24 protein-coding genes and 3 pseudogenes are annotated in these 26,345 nt (G+C 54.7%); 17 read left to right on the top strand and 10 right to left on the bottom strand.

Annotation, left to right across the window (positions count from 1 at the left end; genetic code table 11):
- Positions 1-136: 136 nt before the first annotated feature.
- From ACYZTL_RS26435 to ACYZTL_RS26455, 5 genes are all read left to right on the top strand, one after another.
- Positions 137-565 carry a hypothetical protein gene (locus ACYZTL_RS26435; RefSeq protein ID WP_461954209.1) on the top strand — a complete coding sequence of 143 codons (429 nt, stop codon included), beginning with the start codon at positions 137-139 and terminating at the stop codon, positions 563-565.
- A gap of 1,034 nt (positions 566-1,599) precedes the next feature.
- Positions 1,600-2,814, top strand: coding sequence for a SpoIIE family protein phosphatase (locus ACYZTL_RS26440; protein WP_461954384.1), 1,215 nt, complete (start codon positions 1,600-1,602; stop codon positions 2,812-2,814).
- A gap of 2 nt (positions 2,815-2,816) precedes the next feature.
- Positions 2,817-3,386, top strand: a complete 570-nt coding sequence (locus ACYZTL_RS26445) for a SiaB family protein kinase (protein WP_461954210.1) — start codon at positions 2,817-2,819, stop codon at positions 3,384-3,386.
- Positions 3,387-3,405: 19 nt separating this feature from the next.
- Positions 3,406-3,792 (top strand): DUF1987 domain-containing protein, encoded by a 387-nt coding sequence (locus tag ACYZTL_RS26450; protein WP_461954211.1) that lies wholly within the window; start codon positions 3,406-3,408, stop codon positions 3,790-3,792.
- 13 nt (positions 3,793-3,805) lie between these two features.
- Positions 3,806-4,558: a GGDEF domain-containing protein gene (locus tag ACYZTL_RS26455; protein ID WP_461954212.1), complete on the top strand. Its 753-nt coding sequence runs from the start codon at positions 3,806-3,808 to the stop codon at positions 4,556-4,558.
- A gap of 107 nt (positions 4,559-4,665) precedes the next feature.
- Here the strand turns inward: ACYZTL_RS26455 and ACYZTL_RS26460 are convergent, their stop codons facing one another.
- Entirely contained in the window at positions 4,666-4,803 is a 138-nt protein-coding gene (locus ACYZTL_RS26460) for a hypothetical protein (protein ID WP_461954213.1), read from the bottom strand.
- Positions 4,804-4,956: 153 nt separating this feature from the next.
- On the opposite strand from ACYZTL_RS26460, the gene ACYZTL_RS26465 reads away from it, so the two are divergent.
- Together ACYZTL_RS26465 and ACYZTL_RS26470 are read left to right on the top strand one after the other, a co-directional pair.
- Positions 4,957-5,427 (top strand): anti-virulence regulator CigR family protein, encoded by a 471-nt coding sequence (locus tag ACYZTL_RS26465; RefSeq protein ID WP_461954214.1) that lies wholly within the window; start codon positions 4,957-4,959, stop codon positions 5,425-5,427.
- A 142-nt stretch (positions 5,428-5,569) separates the two neighbouring features.
- Entirely contained in the window at positions 5,570-6,061 is a 492-nt protein-coding gene (locus ACYZTL_RS26470; protein ID WP_461954215.1) for a hypothetical protein, read from the top strand.
- Positions 6,062-6,191: 130 nt separating this feature from the next.
- Here ACYZTL_RS26470 and ACYZTL_RS26475 read toward each other — a convergent pair whose 3' ends face one another.
- Together ACYZTL_RS26475 and ACYZTL_RS26480 are read right to left on the bottom strand one after the other, a co-directional pair.
- On the bottom strand, positions 6,192-6,626 hold the full coding sequence (locus ACYZTL_RS26475) for a GFA family protein (protein WP_461954216.1): 435 nt from the start codon (positions 6,624-6,626) through the stop codon (positions 6,192-6,194).
- A gap of 72 nt (positions 6,627-6,698) precedes the next feature.
- Positions 6,699-7,640 carry a carbon-nitrogen hydrolase family protein gene (locus tag ACYZTL_RS26480; protein ID WP_461954217.1) on the bottom strand — a complete coding sequence of 314 codons (942 nt, stop codon included), beginning with the start codon at positions 7,638-7,640 and terminating at the stop codon, positions 6,699-6,701.
- Between the two features lie 102 nt (positions 7,641-7,742).
- Between ACYZTL_RS26480 and ACYZTL_RS26485 the strand changes: the two genes are divergently transcribed.
- The 4 genes from ACYZTL_RS26485 (at position 7,743) to ACYZTL_RS26500 (ending at position 11,688) form a co-directional block, all read left to right on the top strand.
- Positions 7,743-8,432 carry a winged helix-turn-helix transcriptional regulator gene (locus tag ACYZTL_RS26485; RefSeq protein WP_461954218.1) on the top strand — a complete coding sequence of 230 codons (690 nt, stop codon included), beginning with the start codon at positions 7,743-7,745 and terminating at the stop codon, positions 8,430-8,432.
- A gap of 47 nt (positions 8,433-8,479) precedes the next feature.
- Positions 8,480-8,806 (top strand): low molecular weight protein tyrosine phosphatase family protein, encoded by a 327-nt coding sequence (locus ACYZTL_RS26490; RefSeq protein ID WP_461954219.1) that lies wholly within the window; start codon positions 8,480-8,482, stop codon positions 8,804-8,806.
- 866 nt (positions 8,807-9,672) lie between these two features.
- Complete coding sequence (locus ACYZTL_RS26495) at positions 9,673-10,605, top strand: J domain-containing protein (protein WP_461954220.1); 933 nt, start codon at positions 9,673-9,675, stop codon at positions 10,603-10,605.
- 51 nt (positions 10,606-10,656) lie between these two features.
- A complete protein-coding gene (locus tag ACYZTL_RS26500; protein ID WP_461950015.1) occupies positions 10,657-11,688 on the top strand; it encodes an IS110 family RNA-guided transposase in 1,032 nt (343 codons plus the stop codon).
- A gap of 549 nt (positions 11,689-12,237) precedes the next feature.
- Here ACYZTL_RS26500 and ACYZTL_RS26505 read toward each other — a convergent pair.
- The gene (locus tag ACYZTL_RS26505; protein ID WP_461954221.1) at positions 12,238-13,668 is read right to left on the bottom strand and encodes a hypothetical protein; all 1,431 of its coding nucleotides are present in this window, start codon (positions 13,666-13,668) and stop codon (positions 12,238-12,240) included.
- A gap of 852 nt (positions 13,669-14,520) precedes the next feature.
- Between ACYZTL_RS26505 and ACYZTL_RS26510 the strand changes: the two genes are divergently transcribed.
- The 3 genes and pseudogenes from ACYZTL_RS26510 (at position 14,521) to ACYZTL_RS26520 (ending at position 16,205) form a co-directional block, all read left to right on the top strand.
- On the top strand, positions 14,521-15,189 hold the full coding sequence (locus ACYZTL_RS26510) for a polysaccharide lyase family 7 protein (RefSeq protein ID WP_461950012.1): 669 nt from the start codon (positions 14,521-14,523) through the stop codon (positions 15,187-15,189).
- Positions 15,190-15,298: 109 nt separating this feature from the next.
- A pseudogene (locus ACYZTL_RS26515) lies at positions 15,299-15,596 on the top strand (hypothetical protein); the annotation flags it as partial.
- Positions 15,597-16,016: 420 nt separating this feature from the next.
- Positions 16,017-16,205, top strand: a complete 189-nt coding sequence (locus ACYZTL_RS26520; protein ID WP_095077032.1) for a ribbon-helix-helix protein, CopG family — start codon at positions 16,017-16,019, stop codon at positions 16,203-16,205.
- Between the two features lie 21 nt (positions 16,206-16,226).
- Here the strand turns inward: ACYZTL_RS26520 and ACYZTL_RS26525 are convergent, their stop codons facing one another.
- On the bottom strand, positions 16,227-17,888 hold the full coding sequence (locus ACYZTL_RS26525) for a SulP family inorganic anion transporter (protein ID WP_461950013.1): 1,662 nt from the start codon (positions 17,886-17,888) through the stop codon (positions 16,227-16,229).
- Between the two features lie 175 nt (positions 17,889-18,063).
- Between ACYZTL_RS26525 and ACYZTL_RS26530 the strand changes: the two genes are divergently transcribed.
- Positions 18,064-18,294 carry a hypothetical protein gene (locus tag ACYZTL_RS26530; RefSeq protein WP_032828974.1) on the top strand — a complete coding sequence of 77 codons (231 nt, stop codon included), beginning with the start codon at positions 18,064-18,066 and terminating at the stop codon, positions 18,292-18,294.
- A gap of 598 nt (positions 18,295-18,892) precedes the next feature.
- Here the strand turns inward: ACYZTL_RS26530 and ACYZTL_RS26535 are convergent.
- Both ACYZTL_RS26535 and ACYZTL_RS26540 read right to left on the bottom strand, forming a co-directional pair.
- A pseudogene (locus tag ACYZTL_RS26535) lies at positions 18,893-19,221 on the bottom strand (DHCW motif cupin fold protein).
- 248 nt (positions 19,222-19,469) lie between these two features.
- Positions 19,470-19,643, bottom strand: a pseudogene (locus tag ACYZTL_RS26540) (methyl-accepting chemotaxis protein); the annotation flags it as partial.
- Positions 19,644-19,965: 322 nt separating this feature from the next.
- Between ACYZTL_RS26540 and ACYZTL_RS26545 the strand changes: the two are divergent.
- On the top strand, positions 19,966-20,424 hold the full coding sequence (locus ACYZTL_RS26545; protein ID WP_461950014.1) for a hemerythrin domain-containing protein: 459 nt from the start codon (positions 19,966-19,968) through the stop codon (positions 20,422-20,424).
- 504 nt (positions 20,425-20,928) lie between these two features.
- On the top strand, positions 20,929-21,960 hold the full coding sequence (locus ACYZTL_RS26550; RefSeq protein WP_461950015.1) for an IS110 family RNA-guided transposase: 1,032 nt from the start codon (positions 20,929-20,931) through the stop codon (positions 21,958-21,960).
- Between the two features lie 549 nt (positions 21,961-22,509).
- Here ACYZTL_RS26550 and ACYZTL_RS26555 read toward each other — a convergent pair.
- From ACYZTL_RS26555 to istA, 3 genes are all read right to left on the bottom strand, one after another.
- Positions 22,510-23,433 (bottom strand): hypothetical protein, encoded by a 924-nt coding sequence (locus tag ACYZTL_RS26555; RefSeq protein WP_461954222.1) that lies wholly within the window; start codon positions 23,431-23,433, stop codon positions 22,510-22,512.
- 494 nt (positions 23,434-23,927) lie between these two features.
- Positions 23,928-24,731 carry an IS21-like element helper ATPase IstB gene (gene istB, locus ACYZTL_RS26560; RefSeq protein WP_461950426.1) on the bottom strand — a complete coding sequence of 268 codons (804 nt, stop codon included), beginning with the start codon at positions 24,729-24,731 and terminating at the stop codon, positions 23,928-23,930.
- A complete protein-coding gene (gene istA / locus ACYZTL_RS26565) occupies positions 24,724-26,223 on the bottom strand; it encodes an IS21 family transposase (protein ID WP_461950425.1) in 1,500 nt (499 codons plus the stop codon). Before istA ends, istB begins: the two co-directional genes overlap by 8 nt.
- Between the last annotated feature and the right edge of the window lie 122 nt (positions 26,224-26,345).

Genomic DNA, 26,345 nt, shown 5'->3' on the forward strand with positions numbered 1-26,345 from the left:
ATGCCCTCCTTCTTTTAAAAAAGAGTGGCCGTTTGTCAGCTTGAAAATGGGTGAACCACACTCGCAAGTCTGTATGTCGGGCCGTGGGAAACGCTCGATCAACATCTGACCAGGGAATGGAAAAGGGGATCCAGCCTTGAACATTTCAGCTACCTGCGCCATGAGCAGCCTGTTGGTTTCGCTCGCCGCTTCTGCTACCGGGGTTATTCCGGACTTCGACCTGGGCTTCACCCGATCCGCAACAGAAACGCTGCAAAAACTGGGCATCAACGACGCTTGTATAATCGCCGCCCCCCATCCCGCCGCGTTTACTTACTGCCGAGAAGGATCATCAACGCTCTGGAAGTATCAGGTGTTGGATCTGGAGCAAGAGGCGGAGGTCTTGATTCGCCAAAAGCTGTTTTCTACGCAATCTCAGCGCATTACTGTCGAGCAACTCAATAGCGCTGCCTGCGAACAAGATCACCTTGAGCCAGTGATAGAACCGGCTACTGGTCGTGGACTTGTCCTCGGTCTGCTTGCCCTGCTTCTATTTATCGGTTTTCGACACGCACGCCGCTTGTAAGCCAAACGTGATGACTGCTTTCCACTGACTCTTAACAGTTGAACAAGCTGATAAGACCCCAGGCTGCCCCTATCGAAAAGATGAAAAACATGAGTACCACCGTGAGGATTAGCGGCTCACTTTGCATAAAGGTAACTCCTCAGTAGGGCTGGCAATGCGCGGCTGATCTGCGGCGCAGGTGTATTAGCAAGGCAACGGCTGCATTCATGGGGAGTGCCCAGGAAAGCTGTTTTTCCAGTGGTAACAACTTCAAACTTTCAATTAATGCGTTGGTGAACGCACAGCATTCTCTATGCCAAAAGATTGAACAGCCCATAATTCCCCGCCGGCAGCGCAACCTGAGTACTTGGCCAGTTTTCCAGCAAAAAAGTTGACACAGAATGGGGGTAATACTGCCCGTTTATGGGGGATTTCTCTCAACGTGGGGCGATATCGCACAGGTGGGCAAGAAATCTGTGGCGAGGGGATTTAGCGGACCGCCGCACCGCCCCGTTCGGCTGCGAAGCAGTCGTCAATCAGGACAATTACTGCTGGGGCGGCTTCGCGACCCAACGGGGCGGTGCGACGTTTCGCTAAATCCCCTCGCCACAGATCATTTGGCGCCACTAACTCCAGACCGACCTGCAGAGTCAGGGATTCCAATAGGTTGTCAGTTTATGGGGGACTTGAGAGATCGTGGGGAGAGTAGCTGTTTGCCATCATTCTTTGGTGTATTCGACGGTGCACGTAAAAAATGGCAGATATAGAGGCAAGTAATACTGGAATGACGTGGCAAAGGTCTGTGCCCACCCCCGACGCAATAAGTAGCCATCCTGGCCACCAAGCCTGCCAAGCCTGCCAAGCGTGAAATTCGCAGGCCGGCGAGTAAAAATATTCTTTTGTAATCAATTAATTAGTCGTGTCGGTTAAGCGGCTCGCCCCTGATCAAGATCAAATTCTGCGTTGTAATATCAGTTTAATATCAATCGGCTATGGTTCTTCATTTAATTAATCGGCGCGATGATTTCAGTATGAACGCAGAACACTTCACCTTCATGCGTCCCAAGCTACCAAGAGATCATAAATGCGCAGGCGATTTGTGCAATGAGGCGCCTGCGATCGGCTTGGAGAGCACCAACACCCTCGTGATGGAAATTTTCACTGCGCAGCGGGAGATGGTGTGCCTGGCTGTGGTTGAAGACGCGCGCCCGGTAGGTTTAATCAATCGAAACATATTCCTGTCCCAAATGAGCAAACCGTTTCACCGTGAGCTTTACGACAAAAAGAGCTGTATCGCATTCATGGACAAGGAACCGTTAATTGTAGATGCCGAGATGAGCATCGAAGAATTGACGTTCAAGACTGTGGAATATGGTGAAAAGGCCCTCGCGGATGGCTTCATCGTGACGAAAGACGGCCACTTCATGGGGTTGGGAAATGGCTTGCAGTTGATGGCTGTGGTGGCTGCAATGCAAGCCGAAAAAAACCGCCAGATGATGCAAAGCATTGAGTACGCGAGTGTCATTCAGCGCGCGATGCTGCGGGCGTCTCGTGACGCCTTGGCGTCCACTCTGGATGACGCGGCACTGCTGTGGGAGCCACGGGACGTAGTGGGCGGCGACTTTTACCATTTTTGCGCCTACCCGGATGGATGGTTCGGTGCTATTGCAGACTGCACCGGTCACGGCGTTCCTGGGGCCTTCATGACCCTGATCGCCTCATCTTCTTTAACCCAGGCGCTTGCCCAGATAGGACCACGTGACCCTGCGAATCTCCTTTCGGCAGTCAATCGAGGCGTGAAAGGGCTGCTGGGACAAGTCAACGGACTGGATGGCACCCCGGAGTCTGATGACGGCCTCGATGCTGCTTTCTTTTGGTTCGATACGGCCACTCAACAACTGAGTTTTGCCGGAGCCAGAATGTCGTTGAATGTGTTGAAGCCCGACGCCGACGAGCTTGAAACAATTGCCGGTCAACGAATGGGGGTCGGTTATGTTGACAGCGACTTCGACTATGCGTGGAGGGTGAGTACCGTTCACATGCCGCCAGGAAGCCTTGTCTTCATCGTCACTGATGGCCTGACGGACCAGATTGGCGGCCCCAAAAAGATCGCATTTGGTAAGCGCAAGGCGTTCGAAACGATATTGGAGCATCGCGATAAATCGTCAACGGTCATTTGCGAGGAGGTACAACGTACGCTTGCAGGTTGGCAGGGAGAACAAGCCCGTCGTGACGACTTGACCCTTTTTTGTGCCCGCATTAGGAACTGATAATGCTTAATACCCCCTCCGCGCATCACGACTGCACTTTCTTTGATTTGGCTCAGCAGCGGAACGTCATTTTTTATCATATGGGCTATTTTTCGCACCATATCATTGCGGCGATGGCTGAAGTCGTGAAGCTGCAACTTGAAATTTCCGGAGTCAGTGGTCCGACACGGCGCAAGTTGTTCTCATCCTTTATCGAGCTTTCCCAGAACATCATCCACTATTCATCGGATTCGTTGCAGGCTGCGGTTTCCGATCAGTCAGTGCTGCGTCAGGGCGCGGTGTGCATAAGCAAGGACGGCGAGCACCATCTGATGTTCTGCGCCAATCCCGTCGCAACAACAGATGTCGATCGCTTGCGTGAGAAGCTTGAGCCCTTGCGCAACATGTCGCTTGAAGAGATCAAGCACGCCTACAAAGCTACGTTGCGGGCGGAGACTCCAGAGGGCAGCAAGGGCGCCGGCTTGGGGTTTCTGACCATGGCGCGCGACGCTTGCGCGCCACTGGAGTTCGATTTCCACCCAAGAGCGGATGATCCCGAAACTACCTTGTTTTGTCTTAAAGCCATCATTTGAGTCGAGTGACACATTCGCTATGGATAATTTCTACATTGACGCCACCGCAACCTCGCCGGAAGTAGACTTCCGTTTCGATCAGAACCTTCTGTCGATAAAAGGCGAGTCCTATCCCGAAAACGCTGCTGCTTTTTATGCCCCGATCATCCACAACCTGCGCAGTTTTTTGCAGGGGCGTGAGCGGGCGACGATTACAACGAATATCGCGCTGGCCTATTTCAATAGCTCCAGTACAAAAATGCTGTTCAGCATTTTCGATGCGCTTGATCGGGCGGCTCAGTCCGGTAACCAGATGGAAGTTAACTGGTACCACGATGAGGAGGACGAAACGATCTTTGAGTTTGGTGAGGAACTGAAGGCCGACTTCACCTCGATTATTTTCAAAGATCATCCGATTACTACCTGAGGGGATGATAAAAATGCCCGCTCCAGTCGCTTCCATCAGCACTTCAGGTGATTCGGCTTACGACCTGTTTAAAAGCGAAAATGATGCGCTTGAACACGCTCGCTCCATTTTGGCGTTGAGCGAGGCTGACGCCGAAGTGTACCGGTGTTCGCTTGCCGATATGACTACACATTTCGAGCGTTTGATGCGGGAGACGCGCCGCCTGATCGGCCGTAGCGACCGGGCCGAGCGCGAAATGAACACCCTTAACGCGCAACTGCAAACGTTGGCTCGCCAACTGGAGTATCGCGCGACTCACGATGCCCTGACGGGTGTGTTGAATCGTGGCGCAGTTATTGAACTAACCGTACAGGCCCTGGAAAAATCCGGTGCCGTCATGGTCGTCCTGGACATTGACCACTTCAAGCAAGTGAACGACGAGTTCGGTCATCCTGCGGGGGATGCAGTCATTCAGGGGATAGTCGGCTGCCTGCGTCGGATCGTGGGTGATAGCGGAATAATCGGGCGAGTGGGCGGTGAAGAATTTACCGTACTGATCCCTGCCGGAGAAATCGTGGAAGGTTTGAGGCTTGCGGACGCCATGCGGGAGGCGATTGCCTCTCATGTGTTTGGCAGTCCGGTGAACCGGCGTATCACCGCGAGTTTCGGCGTTAGCGCCAGTCCAGTGGGAACAAGTTTCGATACCGCCTACGGCTTGGCGGATGAAGCGCTTTACCAAGCGAAGCGCTCTGGCAGAAATCGTGTCGAGGCGGCAGGTGAAGAGTAGAACTTCTGGCGTTGAGCACTCTTGCGTTCATTTATTTGGCTCACCACGCGTCCATTCAGACAATCCAGCCTTCGGGCGATATTCCGAAGTTCGCAGATGATCGCTTTTCATTTCGACTTCTTCGACGGGTAGTTGCCGCGCAAGCCCCCGGACTTGTTACCGGTTTTGCTGGGTAGATTTGGCACCACCGGGCGGGATCTGGGTTGAGGGTTGGAGCGGCTGCGGGGTTGAGGTTGCTTGCTCATTTTTCGCCTCCTGATAAAGCTGGCCACTTGGCTAGTGTGCTACGAGCTACCAAAATCCGCAGCATGCCAGCGTAGACAAAACGGGCGGGAACCAACATCGTCAATAGCGTCTAAATTTCAGAGAGATATCCCGCCACTCTGAAGGAACGACTCATGCACAGATCACGCTCATTGGTTGCCGCGATTACATGTCTTGCGCTGGTCTGCGGCTCAGCGACTGCATTGGCCGATCCTGGAAATGGAAAGGGCCAGGGAAACGGCAAGGGAAATCCGCAAAACAGCCAAGTCCATGGCAATCAGGGTGGTCAGGGGAGCAAAGGCAAAAACTCCGGAGGCGGCGATTGGGATCATGGCCCCAGTATCAATCGAGGCAGCATTCTTGGGATCGTTGGTGAATACAGGGACTACTGGAGTCCCGGCCCTGCTTTGCCACCCGGCATTCAGAAAAACCTCGCTCGGGGAAAGCCTCTTCCACCCGGCATTGCGAAAAAGCTGGATGGTCGCTTGATTGGCAGGCTGCCGCATTATGATGGATACGAATGGCAGCAAGCGGGCACCGACCTGATACTGGTCGCGCTGGCAACCGGGCTCATCTACGAAGTCCTCAACGGGGCTTTTGATTAATACCTGAATGGCGAGTGTGGCGCTTTTTCTGGCGGTGTGCGGATTGGGTCAGTGCGCACCGCATTCCGTCTGTCGCAGGACTTGAACTGTCGGGCGGCAAATGCGTCTTAGCACATGCGATATCAACCCTATGGAAGCAATCATGCTTTTAAAAAACAAGAGTTTCGTTGCTGTCATGTCATGCGCCATGATGCTTGCAGCCGCCCCATTACTCCCTGCTGGCCTCACTATCATGAACGCCGCCTATGCGAAGGACGGTGGTGGTAACGGAGGCGGCAACGGCGGCGGTAATGGCGGTGGCAACGGCGGTGGTAATGGCGGTGGCCACGGCGGCGGTACAGGTGGTGGTCACAGCGGTTCAGATCACGGCAGCGCTAACAGTAACGGCCGCGGTAATGGACTGAGCAGCGATCATGCCGGGAAGGCTGTTCGCGACCGTGGCGAAAGCGGAAACCACTACGGCAATGATCGCAATGGTGAGCGCGGTCATGGCGCAAAGACGTCTGGCATCGCCCATTCCAAAGATACTCGCGGCGTGGCCAAAGCCAGTGCAATCTCGGCCTCGAAACCAGGTGATCACAACTCGAAAGGGTTGAGTAAAGCCGGGACGTCGATATCAAAGAAATCGCACTGATCAGCTTTACTCGCAGCACGGGCGCCCATTAAGGCGCCCGATTCATTTGCTCCGGTGTAAGCGTCCGGCACACCGTGAAGCCAGATTCAACTTGCCTTCGAACCCATGCCAGACGCTTACCTCGTCAGCGCTATTCGTCCACGCTGATGCCCGATCCTCCTGATTCCTTGGGGACATCCTTCAGCTTCGGCAATCCATCTTTGATGCGCAGCACGGTCTCCTGATAGTGGACGTGAACGCCTGGCGAGTACGCGAGATCCGGGATGACCGCGGCATACACGTCGATGAGCCCCATCCCCGGGTGTTCAGTGAAGAGGTGCCCGCCGCACGTCTTGCACCACTTGCGGTAACTGTGCGGTGTCTTGTTATAGGTGCCGATGTTGTCAGCGCCCCGAGTCACGTGCACCGCCTCGGGTTTCCACAGCGTGAAGGCATTGACCGGCCCCGCAGACCAATGCCGACACGACTCGCAATGGCAATAGCCCATCGCGGCCGGCTCGCCGCTGACGGTGAACTCGACTGCGCCGCAAAAACAACTGCCCTTGTAAGACCGTTCAATGCTCATGGCATGACTCCTTGATCAATTGTCAGGCGATACCGCCGGACATGGCATGGATCGCCTGAACGTTGCCTGCCTTCACCTGTCGATGTAGCGCACCGTTGTCGCCGGCGTGCGCCGCACCTGCAGTTCGAAAATGTCAGGGCGCGCGTAGTGCCCGGTGACGTCGAACGTCCGACGCGCTGGCGCCACGAGTGTGACGTCGATGTCCGCATACAGAATGCCGACCTCTCGGTGTAATGGACCGGCCACGATCCGGCCTTGCGGATTGACCACCACCGAGTCGCCGTCGTTGATCCATTCGTCAGGATCGGGAAACAGTTGCGTACGCGCCGGGAAGTCGTCGGGGATGTCACTGCCGCGTAGCGAGGTGCCGCTGCCGAGGACCCAACAGCGGCCTTCGAGTGCAATGTGGCGCATCGTGCTGATCCAGCCCTCGCCGCTGTCGTACGTGGGTGCGACGTAGATCTCCACCCCTTGGGCATACAGTGAATAGCGTGCCAGCGGCATGTAGCTTTCCCAGCAGATGAGCGTACCAACGCGGCCGACCGGTGTATCGACCGTGCGCAACCCGCTTGCATCACCGAAGCCATGCACCATGCGCTCGGGATTCGTTGGCATGAGCTTGCGGTGTCGGTTGAGCACTGCGCCGCTCGCGCCGATAACGACTACGCTGTTATAGAGCGTGCCGCCACCATTGCACCGGTCGCATTCATTGATGCCGCACACGATCGTCACGGCGTGAACCCTGGCGGCCTCGCACAATTGGCTCAGGTCACCGTTCGTAATATCAACGGCGTTGGCCAGCAGCCGCGTGTGTAACTGGCCCATTACAGCCCCGTCTTTTCCCGCCGCCAGCCGCCAGATCCATGACGGGTAACCTGGAATGAACTGTTCGGGCAAAACGATCAGCGACGCTCCTGCCGCCGCAGCCTCGGCGACCGATTGCACGGCCCGGGTGATCGTCGCGCTGCGATCGAGCAGCACGGGCGGGCGCTGAATGATGGCTACCTTGGTCATGGCGTTCTCCTTTGGCACTTGGCTTCGAAGGCTTGAGCGTGCGCGTGGCGAAGTGGCGGGGCTAGTTCAGAATCTGAAGCGTTGTAATTGCGGAGCCAGGCAATGGACGAAAGCTACGGTCAGTTCTGCACGGTCGCACGCGGTGCTGAAGCACTGTGCGAGCGCTGGACACCTTTGGTCGTGCGCGAACTGCTGTGCGGCAGTAAGCGTTTCAACGAACTGCACCGTGGCGTACCCCGGATGTCCACCGGTTTGCTGGCACAGCGGCTGCGCCATCTGGAAGAAATCGGCGTCGTGCATCGCACGGCCGCAGGCAAGGTCTGGGAGTACAGCCTGACCGAGGCGGGCGAGGAATTGCGCCCCATCATCATGGCGCTGGGTCATTGGGGCGCGCGCTGGATCGGCAGCCGCCTTCGCGATGACCAACTCGACGCGGGCCTGCTCATGTGGGACGTGCGCCGGTTCGTGTGCATCGAGACATTCCCGTCCCGACCGGTGGTTATCCACTTCAAGTTCCGCGACGCCCGGCCCGGCGAGCAAGCGTGGTGGCTCGTGGTCGAGGAGGGTGTGGCCGACCTGTGCCGCGACGACCCGGGACGCGAACTGACGCTCGTCGTGGACTCCAGCGTGCGCGCGTTGACCGAGGTGTGGGCGGGCGACCGCACACCGCGGGAGGTGATTCAGTCGCGAGAGTTGCGGGTGGATGGCGCAGTGAAGGATGCGGAAAGCCTGTGGCGCTGGCTTGGCACGAGTGCGTTCGCGGGCACTCGGAGTGCGGCAGTGACTCGGTAATCTCGCTGGCCAGAGCCCGATTCACGTTAACTGTTTGGAGTTATACGATGTTGAACGTGCTTTTCATATGCAGCCAAAACCGCCTGCGTAGCCCCACGGCCGAACACCATTTTGCTGACTGGCCGGGCGTGGAAACTGCGTCGGCGGGTATCAGCAATGATGCGTATGTTCCAGTCAACCTGGAACTGTTGCAGTGGGCTGACCTGGTATTTGTCATGGAGCCGATTCATCGCAACAAACTGATGGCTCGATTTGGTTCGGAGCTGGTGGACAAGCGCGTCGTTTGTTTGGACATACCGGATGTTTTTCAGTACATGGAGCCTGCGCTGATCAAGGTGTTGGATGCGAGAGTTACGCGGTATTTGCCTGCCTGAAAAGAAGGTTAGCTGTCCGATGGATGCTGGTGAACCACTTTGATCATGGACACAAAAAACGGGCGCCTTCATGGCGCCCGTTTCCATTGAATCCATCGCCCTAATCATGGCCGACCGCAGATAGCGGTTTTTACCGTATGAAAGGCTTCACATTTTTTATGTGAAGTGCCTTCGGTCAATAGGTTCGCGAATGGAACCGTCAGCCGCGTTTACGCACAGACCGCAACTTCAGAAAAACGGGGGCGCATTGGCGTTCATATCAGTCAGGTGAACAAACTGTAGGAGCGAGCTTGCTCGCGATGGTCGTGAACGTAAACGCGGGGCTTCTGGAGAAACACGGCGTTCTTTAGTCCATCGCGAGTTCGCTGTGGGTTTGCATTTGGAGAAAAGGGTGCGAGATGGCGGGCGGCTGCTATCGGCCCAAGCTGTGTAAAAACGGATGCACCGTTTTGATGTCTGCGTTGCTACGTAAAATCTGCGAGCGTTTAGTTAGTCAGCAGACCAAAAATTTGCGTAGAAGCGCGATTTTTGTTCCTATCCTGACTGTCAAATCTGCTCGAAAACGTTTTTACACAGCCTCGGCCAGAAGCGGTCAGCCAGCGTCCACGCAAAAAGCGGAGTTTCGATCCGGAGCAAAGGGTGGCGCCCTCCCTTATCGCAATGAGCAAACGTTCTTTAAGGTCTACACTCATCTTGGTCACCTCCCTGAGGTAGCCTTACCCAAAAAATCACAAGCACTTCAATGATTTTTGTCAGCCAAGACCCGAAGCGTCAATATTCTCTCCCTTGGCTGCCTTGATTCGGGCCGGCACGCCTCAAGAGCCTCAGTGCTACTTTGAGATCCACCCTGCATGTGTGGAGGACTTATGATCCGCTCTCATTACGAAAACCTTCAAGTTGCTCACAACGCCAGCAACGAGGTGATTCGCGGAGCCTACAAGTACCTCTGTCAAAAATGGCACCCAGATCGTGTCCCGCCTGATAAACGGGCAGAGGCCGAGCGGGTGATGAAGTTGGTAAACGACGCGTATTCGGTCCTTTCGGACCCTGAGTTGCGTCGCCAGCATGATGCGTGGATAGCCGAGGAGCTAAAAAAGGAACGGGCCGCCGAGGCATCGGCTCATTCCGAGCAGCAAAAGGAAGCAAAATCGACCGGGCAACTAAGCGAAGAGACTCGAGAGCAATATGTAAAAAGTATTTGCACGGGTTACTGGCCGCTCGCACTACTCACCTCCATCGTGACTGTTTTTATACTGCAGGTCATTTTATTCAGTTTCGAATGGATGAGAGAGAAAGCACTCAGCTACCCCCAGACAACTGCAATCATTGTAATTATATACACGCTTGTCGGAACAACAGTGATTATGAACGACAAGAAAAAGTCGTTACGTGATAAAGATGATACAACGCTTCGCTTCCTCTATGAAAAATCCTCAAAACGAAGAATGGTATTGCTAATCTGCATCGCGATACTGGCTGCTGGAGCTGGGGTGGGATATGCGCTACTGCACAGCAGGTCAACGACGGTACCACAGGAGTCATTTATGGACGCACCGAATTCCAGACCGGCAGTGCCGGATCAATCCACCTCGGTTGCGTCAGGTCCCACGAGCGCCACTCAGCTGAGTTCCGAAGGGGTAATGGAAAAGGAAGTCATCGCGACAAATGAGTGTAGTTTACCGTTACTGGTGTCTATTGCATTTAAACAAAACGCGGGGTCTGAGTGGACTATTTTGACGACAACTCTTCAACCCGGTCAAAAGCAATGGGATGGACTCCTCCTCACTTCGGCATCTTGAGTGCCAGACTGAAGGTGCGAACCACAGTCAACAGTGAGAAGGAGTCCACACATGAAGCTTATGCGCATTGGGGTCGACCTGGCCAAGAACGTATTTCAGATCCACGGTGTGGATCGCCATGAGAAGCCGGTCTGGCGGCAGCGTCTGTCTCGTGATCAATGGCTTCAAACGGTGCTGGAGAAGATCGAACCTGGTTGTGAGATCGGCATGGAGAGTTGCGGTGGCGCCCATCATTGGGCGCGGCAACTCGAAGCTCGCGGATTTCGAGTCAAGCTGATCGCACCCCAGTTCGTTAAACCTTATGTCAAAAGCAACAAGAACGACGTGAACGATGCCGAGGCGATCTGTGAGGCGATGAGCCGTCCCACCATGCGATTCGTCGCCATCAAGACGATCGAACAACAGGATATCCAGGCGACGCATCGCATCCGGGCCGGCTTAATCGAACAGCGGACGGCCAAAGCCAATCAAATCCGTGGGCTGGTTGCCGAGTACGGCCTCGTTGCACCGAAGGAATTACTGATGCTGCGTCGTGCGATACCGTGCTGGCTAGAAGATGCAGATAACGGTTTGACGGCTCGCTTTCGTTGTCTGCTGGATGGTTTGTGGGGCGACCTTCGTGCGCTGGATGAACGCGTATGCAAACTCGACGGCGAGATCACTGCGATCGCGACAAGCGAGCCCTCCGCCGTCCGTCTTCAACAGCTGCGCGGCGTCGGCCCAATGATCGCCACAGCGCTCGTCGTCGCTCTCGGTGATACCCGTCAGTTTGCCAATGGCCGACAGTTTGCCGCCTCGCTGGGACTGACACCGAGGCAACACAGTTCTGGTGGTAAGGATCGATTGCTCGGTATCAGCAAGCGCGGTGATGCGTATCTGCGAACATTGATGGTGCATGGCGCGCGCTCGGCGCTACGCACAGCCAAATCCAAAGAGGATCGACTCAGCCAGTGGGCCGTTCGTTTAGCCGAGCGATCACATCCCAATGTGGCCGCTATTGCGCTGGCCAACAAAACTGCACGCATGGCTTGGGCGATGCTGCGTCACGGCACTGATTACCAACCGGATCAGGCAGCGGCCTGATCTATTTACCCGACGTGTTCCACGAGAGAAACAACTCTTAACCACGATTGCAAAGCAACCTGAACGATGGCAAACCGGTCGAACCGGCGTCGGCAAAACCCTCTAATGTCTAAGTGCGAAAAGCACGAAAAAGCAATCGGGAGCTGACGCGCGAATAGCCCATCATGGCCCTGCATCGAAACGATGCTGTATTTAGAGGCCGAATATACGTGTGCAGTCGGCGCGGGAGCCAAAGCAAAGGGGCTTGCAATGAGGAGGAGTCCATATACAGCCATTCGAGCCGACTCCGGCGGATGGAACCTATTTCTACGCAAAATCAACAGACGGAAGCGTGGACTGGGGTGCGTCAAAAGACGACGCAACAGCAAAATTTATTGTGATCAACGGCAAGGTTGAAGCACTTGGCTTCAAGAAGCTTGCCAATCGCGGTACCGATTTGGTACTGAGTTGTAATTGACCTGACCGATGACAGGGACATCCGTGCCCCGGCGCAAAAGAGCTGGTGGCAATGTTGTTATAGCGAACGCAATTTGAACATTACCTGAACACTCAGCGACAACTTATTGGAACATCACCCCACGTTCTTGAAGTAATTGCACTGTCGCAGTTTCGATCATGCACGACTATTTTCCCCCAGGCTGTCTGGTATTCGCATTCCATCAGCCCAGGTGTGGTGCTTCCAGTTGCCGATGCCGTTGACACGAGGCAAGCTGTGGTGAATGGCGAATGCGAACTTCGCCAACTATTCATCATTTCCTCGCCTGGGCGCAAACACTCGCGGGCGTCCGAAGGCAAGTAGCTGATCCCTTTGAAAAAAGCACTGCGACTCGCCGCCGCAACCGCTTCGGGTGGATTTGCATAGCCGCCCCGAACCAGGGACAGTCCTTTCACATAACAACCGCACCAGGCATACGCCGCCCCATCTCCGGCCTGGTGCGCACAGTTCTCGAATACTTTTCTGTATTTGGCGACATCCCCGGGATTTTTCATACTGTCAATATAGTAACGCGCACCTAATTGCTGATACCTCAACGACCGGGACTGATTGAAGTTGTATGCATAGATAGCAACTTCCTGTCCGCAGCCATAGCGACCAACCAGTACCTGGACATCTTGCTGGGCCTCTGGAGACACCAAAGGCTTATCCAGCTGTTCATTTTTCGCCAGACAACTCTCATATTCGTAACCGCCGAGCTGGCTACAATCATCGTAACTTAGTCCTTTTGCCAAGCCCCAAATCGTCATTGCCATATCTTGCGAAGAGCCGTGCCCGGACAGCGTGCGATTTACTGACTCCATATTGCCGGCTGCAATTGACGCCTCCAGCTTGAGCATCGACGCTTCTGAAACGATGTTTGGGCACTGCACTGATATCTGTCTGAAGGTCTCTAGAAAATAGACGCCATCCAGATCGGATGGCGGAACGCCGGCCCAGTCGGCGGCGTGAATGGCCGCAACTAAAGTCGGTTTCATGAGTCCCGTGGTGTTTAGAGCTGAAGCCTTATTCGATGGGGAACTGGAATCCACTACCGAAGAGCGTTCAGTTGCTTCATTGAAAGAGCCCCGATCTAGGCAGCTATAAATGGACTGTGCCTCCGATTGCTGGGCGTTCAGCCGTGGCGTCGAACGGCAATGGGCTATTGCGGCTTCCGTAATGAGTCCGAGTTGCAGTGCAGTGGCAACAACCGTCTTCGGGCAATAGTCTCGGTCGTTACCTTGCCGATCAGCGGGCAAGTTTGCACAGGCTGAATAGGCATACGTTGCCCAGTCGCTGAAAGACTCGCCTGGCTTTGCCGTCCTGAATGGAGTGCCTTCGATCCGGGTTGATCTCGACCGCGCCGGATCGATGCCTGAATAGTCTCCGATAGGGGGCGAGGAATTCTGCCCTTGATAGTACGCCTGTCCAGCAAATCCAGGCTCTGCAACGAGTTCGAGGAGGCAAATCAATGAGAAGGCGGTACCGTTCGTATTTTTTCTCATGTGGATCTACTCCGTGAGTGGGTTTTAGTCCCAAACCGGTGGAATTTATCCAGATCACCAAACCTATGTTTCGAGGTAGAACAGGCAACCTTGTCACCCGCCACCAACGGATTCAATCGGGGGGCGTACAAGTCAGCATAGGACACGTTCTAGGACGCGTAGAAAACCTGTGCAATGGTGTAGAGCCTGGCACCTGGGCGGCGGCAAACCCCGAAAACGTATGACTGCAATGGGCTCGTATCCACAGCTCATTGTTTCCCGCTATGAGAGACAGCAATGGGGCGGTTGCCGTCCTTCGCGACAGGCAGAAAACGGCCCAGGCTGTGTAGAAACGGATGCACCGTTTTGATGTCTGCGTTGCTACGTAAAATCAGCGAGTGTTTAGTTAGTCAGCAGACCAAAAATTTGCGTAGAAGCGCGATTTTTGCTCCTGTCCTGACTGTCAAATCTGCTCGAAAACGTTTTTACACAGCCTCGGCCATAAACGGCCACTCACTCCATACGCGATAAATTTCCTCGAAGACTGCTCACTCCCGCCACTGATGGTAATGGCGCGAAAAACTGTGGCCATCCATCCGACGAAAGCGTGCACCTGTCCGGTTGTTTCCCCTCTACATCCGGCTCTGCAGATCAGTAAAAGCCCAACACGCAATAGTTCCGTCAACTACCAAAATAACCGACTAACGGTCATCCTCGCGGGCACAAAGCCTGCAATAACTCCCTCGACGAACACTTGACGTCAATCTACCGCCATACGGATTTCACAATCAGCAAGCCCAATTGACACAGGTCAATAGCGCGGGTTCGAGCGCAACTGTGGCCGCAACATTCCCCGCATATAGGATCCTTGACATGATCGACCTCTCCACCTGGAATTTAAGCATCCCTGAAGGCAGCCCACCGGCCACCATAGAAACGCCTCGACTGGTGCAAGGGTTCAAGGACCAGTATTTCAGTTCTGAAGCCGATATCCTTTCCTTCTGGGCACCTGTGACCGGTTCCAGGACGGCCAACGCTCTTTACCCGCGTAGCGAGTTGCGGGAAACCTATAGCGATGGAACGCTGCGCAACTGGCAGTATTCAGCGGCGGATAACACCCTGCGGGCGAGTCTGGCCGTCAATCAGGTACCCAGCACCGGCAAGATCGTGATTGGCCAGATCCACAACAAGGACAGCAACAGCCCCATGGTGAAGCTGGAATACCAGTACAAAACGTCGGGTTCGACTGGAAACATTGTCGCCAAGGTGCGCATGCGTCCCGACGATGAAGAGGGCCAGGTCATAACCATTGCGACGGGTGTGCCGCTCAACCGCAACTTTTCCTACCTGATCCACCTCAGCCCGAAGGGCGCGCTGGGCATCAGCGCAGCAGGATACAACTGGAGAACCACCATCGATCCGAGCTGGAAGACCCAACCCCTGTATTTCAAAGCGGGTGCGTATGTGCAGGACAACACCGGCTATCCCACCGAGGGCGGAAAAGTGACGTTCAGGGTGCTGGAGATCCAACACGAAATTTAGTCGCTTCTTTAGGTCACAACTGTTGGCACGCCGATCCGAAGGGTGAAGACTTTGGTGGATTTCCTCGCCGATCGGCTACCAAGTGCTTAGCTGCCAATAAACTCAACCGCTGCGGGAGGCAGATGCCCTCGAAGCCTTTCACAACCATTGCGTGCGCACAGTGGGGTACGCTGCTATCGCAGGCGGGTGTCAAAGGTGGCGGCACGCATCCTTACATCGGCGCGATCACGTTCAACCAGGGCCGTGGATGGAAGCGCCACTTCGGCATGCGCACCCGCTTCGTCAATTATCGCCCTTCTCAGGTCGCGGCCGCCGTACTCGTCGAGCCGGCAGGCTGGTTCGAATGATGGGCCGCGTCAATGCGATATCGCGATTTCGGCGATAACACTTCCGAGCTGATTTATACCTCAGCGCCGCACCCATCCAGTGATCCTTTCGATAGAGACAGATGTGCTGCATTTATGGAATACATGAACGCACTTTCTTGCGCCAGGTGCTGGTTTGAGTTAACTAACCTTAGGGGCGTCGATCGATTGCGCCATTTCGCGATGGGCAGCTATCGGCCATTTCCGGTCGCTCGTGACTGATCACAGTCGACCCGTTGCAGGCAGGCGGCCAGCTTAGAATGAATCTGCTCCCTTCCTCGCGGGTGGGGATTATCCATGTTGAGTCGGAGCAGATCCGGCTCATCACCCACCGTGAGAACCAAATCTTTTCTTGTGAGTAAAGTCTAGGTACCGAGCAGCAAGCCGCCTGTACAGTGACAGCACAGAACAAGGCAATTACAATTTGATTAACATCCAGCGACTTGAGCGATTGAATACCCCATGGAAAGCAAGACTGCGCGCCTCACTGTGCTCATTGATCCCGTCAAGAAAAAAGCTTTTGAGGAACTCTGTGCAGCACAAGACCTGACGTCTTCGCAGGTTGTCCGCCAACTGATTCGTGACTACCTGGACACTCACGGCGCCAGCTATTCGACCAAGAGCAAGCATGCCGCCAGTACCAAGTCATAACCCAACACTGGCAGTTAGTCTCTAGAGGGTCGACGTACCCTCTACGTGACTGACAGCTTTAGCCAACGCGGTGTTGAAGTCGGCGTGGTAATGCTCCGGGCCAATTTCTTGCAGGATACCCACCCTATCGAGCTTGTTGAGCACCTTCGTGTTCGCTTCGCAGAGTTTCACCACGATATTCCGGCTATGCAGCTGCTGAATGACCTCCTCCAACACTTGCAAGCCCGTGATATCCATAAACGGTACGCGCTTCAGACGGATAATCAACAGACGTGGGTCGGTATGGGTCTGTGCTAACACACGCTCGAAGGTCTCAGCCGCACCAAAGAACAGTGGCCCTTCAATCGTATAAATCAGTATCCCTGGCGGTAAGTGAGCATGGCCATTGGCCCTCAACTCTTCTTCAAGTTCGTGCTCGACTATCTGCTGCACCGCCACAGATGAGGCCATGCGGCGCATGAAGTGCAGCATTGCGAGAATGACACCGATATTCACGGCGATCACCAAGTCACTGAACACTGTGAGGCTGAAGGTGATGAGCAGGATAGACACGTCTGCTCGTGGGGCTCGCTGGACCATGCGCTTGAAGTGTTTCAACTCGCTCATGTTGTACGCGACCACGAAAAGAATGGCGGCCAGGGCGCACAGTGGGATGTTTGAGGCTAGTGGTGCCAGAAACAGAATAATAAGCACCAAGGTGACCGCGTGCGTAATGCCGGCCAGCGGGCTTGTGCCGCCGTTACGGATATTGGTTGCAGTACGGGCAATGGCTCCGGTGGCTGCGAAGCCCCCAAACAACGGCGTGACCAGATTAGCCACCCCCTGACCGATCAGTTCCTGATTGGAATCATGCTTAGTGCCCGCCATGCCATCGGCAACCATTGCGGACAGCAGCGATTCGATTGCTCCAAGCATGGCGATAGTGAAAGCCGGACCAATCAAATCGATGACGCGAGACAGCGTGATTTCAGGCAGGCTAAACGCTGGAAGACCTTGAGGTATGCCACCAAATGCGCTGCCAATCGTGGCTACCCCCTCGAAATGAAAGGTTGACTGTATCGCCGTAGCTACCGCCATTGCGACTAGCGGGCCAGGCACCCGTTTGAGACCGGGAATTTTGGAGGCGGTGATTACCAAGAAAAGACTGAGTGCAGCCAGCAGGGTGGTGGCCATATGAAGATCCGGGAGCGCCTGTAGCAAATGCCAGAGCTTTTCATGGAAGTGCTCTCCACTGATCGTCGGTAAACCGAAAAAGTCTTTCCACTGTCCGACCCAGATGATCACGCCGATACCAGCGGTGAATCCGACGATCACCGGATCGGGGATAAACTTAATGATTGCACCGAGCCGGGCAATACCCAGCAATAACAACATGGCACCCGCCATCATCGTAGCGATTTGCAGACCGTCAACGCCATGCTTGGCCGTGACTCCCGCCAGAATCACTATGAACGCACCTGTCGGCCCGGCAATCTGCAAGCGGCTTCCCCCAAAGAGTGAAACCAGCAGGCCGCCGATGATTGCGGTGTAGATGCCTTGCTCAGGCTTGACGCCAGATGCAATGGCAAAAGCCATTGCCAGGGGGAGCGCCACGACCCCGACTATCACACCAGACACCATATTGCTGAGCCAGTGCTCTCGACCCAACAGTCCCGCTTTCCATGCCTCACCTATCGCAATCATGGCTAGCTCCTTAATGGGTGTATGTGCATAATATTAACATGCAGTGATAATTGAAAAGCCTTTGATCCACTGCGTCGTGCGGCTGGAGATGTTTATAGTGAAGACTCGCATGGGGCTGAACGGGCGCGCACTGCAAATAGAAAATTTCGAGAGCGCGTGTAGCGTGGTGACTGACATGAATCGTAAAGCTGTGAAAAGCAAACATGCCGAAGGCGTGACCTTTGACACCCATGTGATCGCAAACCCGACCAACCCCAAGGAGTGGATTGTGTTCTTCAAGAAGGACGCCGGGAGAAGTTACTTCTTGGTTGATGACAACGAGGAGGTCGAGTCTTTCGGGCATCTGGATGACTTGATCGCCGAACTTCGAGACTTGGGACTCAAGACCGCTGAAATCCATTTTTAACCCTTGGATCACACCCTGGAGACATGATCATGTCAGTGAAGGTCGAGTATCTATCCAGTCAAAGCGAAGCTCTTTGGTCTGTATGTTTTGGCATCCGACGAGTGCAGTTTCGGCATGAAAAAAGTGCTCAGGACTATGCTGCCAAGCTCAAGGAGAGAATCGAGGCTCCGCATGTTTACCCTCGACGTGGTCAGCCAGCGAAAATTCATAGTTTATAGGTACAGGCGAGGTCGAACCTCACCCAGCATGTCTATCTGCTTGTTCTACAAAGGATCCGGTTGAACTTGGGACCTTCGGTAAAAAGGCCGAGCAGCCCAATCGCCAGTCTTGATATCTGTAACAGATAGGCGTGTTACTACAAGGGAGTGACTGTTTTTGGCCGGTTGATGCCTGATATGACAGGCAGCTTTGGGTCCAGGCTGTGTGAAAACGTTTTGAAGTAGGTTTGACAGTCAGGACTGCAACGAAAATCGCGTTCCTACTCAAATTTACGGCCTGCTGATTAACCAAACGCTGGCAGATTTTACGTAGCAACGCAGACTTCAAAATGGCGCATGCGTTTTCACACAGCCTGGGTCTATAGCGGTTAATTCCAGCGTTAATCCACAACGAACAACCTGGCACCGTACTGCTGAAAGATCGATGCCCCTCAGCGTTGCTGCCCACCTGATAGCTCATCCCCGCGGTGAGTGTGAACTGACGACCATCCTCCAACTCCGTGTGCAACTCGCCTTCCAGGCACAACAGGATATGACCTCTCCAGCACCAGTGATCGGCCAGATAGCCAGGACTGTATTCAACCATCCGCACACCCGTCGAACCAAACTGGCAGGATCGCCAATAGGCGGTACCCGTCTGTCCAACATACTCGACAGGTTCGACAGTCGACCAATCGGTCGTACCAAAGGGAACAGCGGTTAGGTCCATGGTTGCCTCATCAATGAAAGGATGTCTGTGGACCGTACCCATCCAGTGATCCTTTCGATAGACACAGATGCCCCGCATTTATGAAATACAGGCGCCCACTCAAGCGTGAAAGCCATAGGAAGCTCTCGGCCCATAGTTGCCTGTCGGCTTTGCCTAAGAAATTACAGGCGCTCCACTTGTTGTAGCTGGGCCTGATTGTATGGTTTGGAGGTGCCTACGAAACCCGGGGCGATTCAAAACAGCGCGATCGCACCGGTATGCAACGAAGTAATGATCCCGTGGATCTGCTGGGTCGAAGTCCGTGTACGCTGCGCCAGAGGGCGAACTTCGTCGGCGACCACGGCAAAGCCTCGCCCCTGCTACCCCGCCCGAGCCGCTTCGATGGCGGCGTTGAGCGCCAGCAGGTTGGTCTGCTCGGCAACCCAATCGCAGGGCGCCCGCGGGTGGCTGGTTGACGGTGCTCGGTGTGCCAAGGGGGCGGTTGGTTATTTTTTTAGCGTCGCCTTAAGCAAATACAATAGCGTATATGAACATTCACTTGTTATTTCAAATTTATCCAAGGGTGACAAATTTTTTGGGGCGAGAGTTTTGCGCCAGACTATAATAAAAAGGTTAAATACGCGCTGGTGAGTGCTTGGGGGTGGAGGGATTAGAAGTTATGGAAATTGATATGTGTGGCTATCCTCGGAGTGGGTGGTTAATAATATTTTCTCTGTGATAGTTTGGTGTAGTTGAGGATTTGAGATGAACGCTTTGTTGAAAGAACTGCACATATATCATCATGAGGTGGCTATCAAAATTACTCAGATTAAAGGATTGCTGGGGAGGGTGAGGCATGAATCCGCTGGTGCCGATGACGGCAAGCTGTTGTTTAAGCTACTGGAAGCCTTGCATGGTGATGCAGAGCGACACCACCATGAAAATGAAGAGCTTATTCGGCGGGCCTTGCTAGCGACTGAAGCACCGATCCACCAACGGGTCAAGGATATCGAGCGAGATCATCAAGCATTTGAGCGCATTGCTGGACAGCTCAAGATGTTGGAGGACTCAACTCAGGAGGCGAGAGTAATCGCTGACACTATCGATGACTTCATCAAGAAATACTACGACCATATGGATGCTGAGGAGAATATTTTCTTTCCGGTGGCAGATAAGTGGTTATCAGAAATCCAGTGGCAGGAAATAAAGCGTCAGTGGCATTAATCGGAACTTTAACCGCCTTACTTCAAGATTAGGCTGCTATTTAATACTCTTTCTCACAAATTTATTACGTGGATGCCAGATCACACACCACTGGCTTGTAGGATTACTTATAGAATTACAAATGAGATGAATTGTGAGCCTTACACCCGCACATTCGCCAGGCGTGGAATAAGCGTTGCTGCTAATCGCACTATTTCGATCATAGATCTCTAGCCGCCTACGACGAATCTGGCCACGGGGTTAGTGGGGGGGCTGCGGGTGATGATGCAAATTTCTAATGGCCATGCTTTTAGGCAGTTCAGCCGCCCCTGGTTTCGTTGGCTGATCTGAGGGCGCACACGACTCAACAGGTGCAGCGGTCCACCGGCAACTTGAGTCGACTTCAGTTAGTCGCGACAGGCAGAAAACGGCCAAAAGCAATGGGATGGACTCCTCCTCACTTCGGCATCTTGAGTGCCAGACTGAAGGTGCGAACCACAGTCAACAGTGAGAAGGAGTCCACACATGAAGCTTATGCGCATTGGGGTCGACCTGGCCAAGAACGTATTTCAGATCCACGGTGTGGATCGCCATGAGAAGCCGGTCTGGCGGCAGCGTCTGTCTCGTGATCAATGGCTTCAAACGGTGCTGGAGAAGATCGAACCTGGTTGTGAGATCGGCATGGAGAGTTGCGGTGGCGCCCATCATTGGGCGCGGCAACTCGAAGCTCGCGGATTTCGAGTCAAGCTGATCGCACCCCAGTTCGTTAAACCTTATGTCAAAAGCAACAAGAACGACGTGAACGATGCCGAGGCGATCTGTGAGGCGATGAGCCGTCCCACCATGCGATTCGTCGCCATCAAGACGATCGAACAACAGGATATCCAGGCGACGCATCGCATCCGGGCCGGCTTAATCGAACAGCGGACGGCCAAAGCCAATCAAATCCGTGGGCTGGTTGCCGAGTACGGCCTCGTTGCACCGAAGGAATTACTGATGCTGCGTCGTGCGATACCGTGCTGGCTAGAAGATGCAGATAACGGTTTGACGGCTCGCTTTCGTTGTCTGCTGGATGGTTTGTGGGGCGACCTTCGTGCGCTGGATGAACGCGTATGCAAACTCGACGGCGAGATCACTGCGATCGCGACAAGCGAGCCCTCCGCCGTCCGTCTTCAACAGCTGCGCGGCGTCGGCCCAATGATCGCCACAGCGCTCGTCGTCGCTCTCGGTGATACCCGTCAGTTTGCCAATGGCCGACAGTTTGCCGCCTCGCTGGGACTGACACCGAGGCAACACAGTTCTGGTGGTAAGGATCGATTGCTCGGTATCAGCAAGCGCGGTGATGCGTATCTGCGAACATTGATGGTGCATGGCGCGCGCTCGGCGCTACGCACAGCCAAATCCAAAGAGGATCGACTCAGCCAGTGGGCCGTTCGTTTAGCCGAGCGATCACATCCCAATGTGGCCGCTATTGCGCTGGCCAACAAAACTGCACGCATGGCTTGGGCGATGCTGCGTCACGGCACTGATTACCAACCGGATCAGGCAGCGGCCTGATCTATTTACCCGACGTGTTCCACGAGAGAAACAACTCTTAACCACGATTGCAAAGCAACCTGAACGATGGCAAACCGGTCGAACCGGCGTCGGCAAAACCCTCTAATGTCTAAGTGCGAAAAGCACGAAAAAGCAATCGGGAGCTGACGCGCGAATAGCCCATCATGGCCCTGCATCGAAACGATGCTGTATTTAGAGGCCGAATATACGTGTGCAGTCGGCGCGGGAGCCAAAGCAAAGGGGCTTGCAATGAGGAGGAGTCCATATACAGCCATTCGAGCCGACTCCGGCGGATGGAACCTATTTCTACGCAAAATCAACAGACGGAAGCGTGGACTGGGGTGCGTCAAAAGACGACGCAACAGCAAAATTTATTGTGATCAACGGCAAGGTTGAAGCACTTGGCTTCAAGAAGCTTGCCAATCGCGGTACCGATTTGGTACTGAGTTGTAATTGACCTGACCGATGACAGGGACATCCGTGCCCCGGCGCAAAAGAGCTGGTGGCAATGTTGTTATAGCGAACGCAATTTGAACATTACCTGAACACTCAGCGACAACTTATTGGAACATCACCCCACGTTCTTGAAGTAATTGCACTGTCGCAGTTTCGATCATGCACGACTATTTTCCCCCAGGCTGTCTGGTATTCGCATTCCATCAGCCCAGGTGTGGTGCTTCCAGTTGCCGATGCCGTTGACACGAGGCAAGCTGTGGTGAATGGCGAATGCGAACTTCGCCAACTATTCATCATTTCCTCGCCTGGGCGCAAACACTCGCGGGCGTCCGAAGGCAAGTAGCTGATCCCTTTGAAAAAAGCACTGCGACTCGCCGCCGCAACCGCTTCGGGTGGATTTGCATAGCCGCCCCGAACCAGGGACAGTCCTTTCACATAACAACCGCACCAGGCATACGCCGCCCCATCTCCGGCCTGGTGCGCACAGTTCTCGAATACTTTTCTGTATTTGGCGACATCCCCGGGATTTTTCATACTGTCAATATAGTAACGCGCACCTAATTGCTGATACCTCAACGACCGGGACTGATTGAAGTTGTATGCATAGATAGCAACTTCCTGTCCGCAGCCATAGCGACCAACCAGTACCTGGACATCTTGCTGGGCCTCTGGAGACACCAAAGGCTTATCCAGCTGTTCATTTTTCGCCAGACAACTCTCATATTCGTAACCGCCGAGCTGGCTACAATCATCGTAACTTAGTCCTTTTGCCAAGCCCCAAATCGTCATTGCCATATCTTGCGAAGAGCCGTGCCCGGACAGCGTGCGATTTACTGACTCCATATTGCCGGCTGCAATTGACGCCTCCAGCTTGAGCATCGACGCTTCTGAAACGATGTTTGGGCACTGCACTGATATCTGTCTGAAGGTCTCTAGAAAATAGACGCCATCCAGATCGGATGGCGGAACGCCGGCCCAGTCGGCGGCGTGAATGGCCGCAACTAAAGTCGGTTTCATGAGTCCCGTGGTGTTTAGAGCTGAAGCCTTATTCGATGGGGAACTGGAATCCACTACCGAAGAGCGTTCAGTTGCTTCATTGAAAGAGCCCCGATCTAGGCAGCTATAAATGGACTGTGCCTCCGATTGCTGGGCGTTCAGCCGTGGCGTCGAACGGCAATGGGCTATTGCGGCTTCCGTAATGAGTCCGAGTTGCAGTGCAGTGGCAACAACCGTCTTCGGGCAATAGTCTCGGTCGTTACCTTGCCGATCAGCGGGCAAGTTTGCACAGGCTGAATAGGCATACGTTGCCCAGTCGCTGAAAGACTCGCCTGGCTTTGCCGTCCTGTCGGCGCTGATTGAAAACTGACCCACCCTGCCGATTGAAATTTGACCCAGGGCGGATTGCTGATTTTTGCATCAGCAATTGTGGATAAGCTTAGCAGTCGTGTCCCAGTGGACGAGGCATCAAGCCCCACCGCATGCAGGCATGCGGCAGGGTATCTTGGTGCAGATCAAAACGGCTCATCGTCCTCGGCACCATCATCGTCCTTGCGCTTTCGTTCACGTGATTTGATCTTCGTCTGGGCGACCAAGCTGCTGTGTTGCAGGCGGTAGGACTCGTTGCCCGTTTCGACGATGTGGCAGTGGTGTGTCAGCCGATCTAGCAACGCCGTGGTCATCTTGGCGTCGCCAAACACGCTCGACCATTCCGAGAAGCTGAGGTTGGTCGTGATGACCACGCTGGTGTGCTCGTACAGCTTGGACAGCAAGTGAAATAACAGGGCACCACCGCTCTGGCTGAAGGGCAAATACCCCAGTTCATCGAGTATCACCAGGTCTGTGCGAAGCAGCCCTTGAGCGATTCGGCCTGCCTTGCCGTCGTACTTTTCGCGCTCCAGTAAATTGACCAGATCCACCGTGGAGTAGAAGCGCACGCGTTTGTGATGCGTCGTGATCCCGGACACGGCCAAGGCGGTGGCGAGGTGTGTTTTGCCTGTTCCAGGCCCGCCGATGAACACGACATTTTGCGCGGTATCGGTGAACTCCAGGTTGGACAGATCCCTGACCAGGCGGGCGTCAGCGCTGGAAGCGCTGAAGTCGAAGCCGGCCAAATCACGATGCATGGGGAGTTTGGCCATGTGCATCTGATGATTCACAGACCGTACGGCACGATCTGCATGTTCTTGTTGAAGCAGATGTTCGAGCAGCCATTTCGACGAGGTCGTTGAGGCCTCTCCTTGGGAAGCCAGTTCTTCCCAGGCGCTGGCCATGCCATGCAGACGCAGTTCTTTGAGTTCCGCCATAAGATCACGCATTGCGAGTCTCCTCATCGGTGGTACGGAGCCGGTCGTAGCGTGCCGTATTGGCGACAGGCGCTATCTTGAGTTGAAGGCTGGTTTCGGCGGACGGAGGGGCTGCTGTCGATGTCAGTCGAGCCAGGACATTCAGGATGTGGTCAGCGCTCAAGCTGCCTGATTCAAGTACCAACTCCACAGCCACCAACACGGCATCGAGCCCGGCGATGGGAACAGCCGCCAGTACCTGCGTCATGATTCGATCACCGTTGGTGTGACGCCTCAGACCGCGTTTTAGCAGTTGCAACGGCTTCGGCAGATCAGCAAACGGAGCGCCATTGCGCAGCGCTCCGGGCTTGCGTTCGATGAGCGGGATGTAGTGCTGCCAGTCGAAGCTGACCTGGTCTCGATCAAAGAGGCGCTTGTGACTGGCAATCGTCGTTTCATCGGCGATGACTACAATCCGCGAAGGATACAGACGGCTGCTGACCCACTGGCCGACCCGCTCACACGGCACCGAGTAGCGATTTCGCGCCACGCTGATCAGGCAGGTGCTGGAGACCCGCACGGTGCGCTCGACGTAACCATCAAAGGCGGTCGGCATCGGCATCAATTCAGCGCGTTCCAGCTCCAGGACGTCCGCCACTGTCAGCCCGTTGTACTGCGGGTGCACCAGCTCGTCCCAGAGCGCACGGCAGCGTTGGCCGAGCCAAGCATTCAGTTCCTCGAAGGTGTGGAACATGCAGTTTTGAGCATCGAGCCAGATGCGCCGTCGGCTGTCTTGGACGTTCTTTTCAACGATACCTTTTTCCCAGCCGGAGGCCACGTTGCAGAAGTCCGGGTCGAACAGGTAGTGCGCGCACATCACGGCAAACCGGGCATTGACCGTGCGGCCCTTGCCCTTGTTGACCTTGTCGACAGCGGTCTTCATGTTGTCGTAGATGCCGCGACGCGGCACCCCACCTAACGCGCCAAACGAGCGGGTATGGGCATCGAACAACATCTCGTGGCCTTGGCTGGGATACGCAACCAACCAAAATGCGCGACTGGCGCACAGCTTCATGTGGGAGACCTGGATGCGTCGGAACAGGCCGCCAATCAGCAGACCTTCTTCGCTCCAGTCGAATTGAAAAGCCTCACCGAGTGCGAACGTCAACGGTACAAAGGCACGTAAGGATTTGCCTTGCTCACCGCGCCACGAGCGAATGAAGGCGGTGAGCTGGCTGTAGCCGCCGTCGTAACCCTCGGCCTTGATCAGCTCAAGGAGCGCTTTGGCGCTCCTGCGGTTGTGCTTTGCCCGAAACGAATCGGCCTTGAGCGCCTGCTCCAGCGTCTGGTGAAATGGACTGAGTTTGTTGAAGGCTGCGCACCGCTGGTACGCCGGCTGAGTTGCTTCGGGCGCTCTGACCCATTTTCGGATGGTGTTTCTCGACAGCCCGGTACGCTTGGCTATCTGATGCAGCGACAGCTTGTCGCGAAAGTACATCCGCCGAATTTTCCCCAACATTTCCATGCTGATCACCCTGTGTTCTCCTGCTCGGAAAGCGAGCAGAAGCAGTTGAACACCTGGGTCAGTTTTCAGTCGGCAGAACAGCCTTTACTGGGTCAGTTTTCGGTCAGCGGCAACAGTCAGCA

It is taken from the genome of Pseudomonas sp. LB3P81 (genome assembly GCF_054897965.1).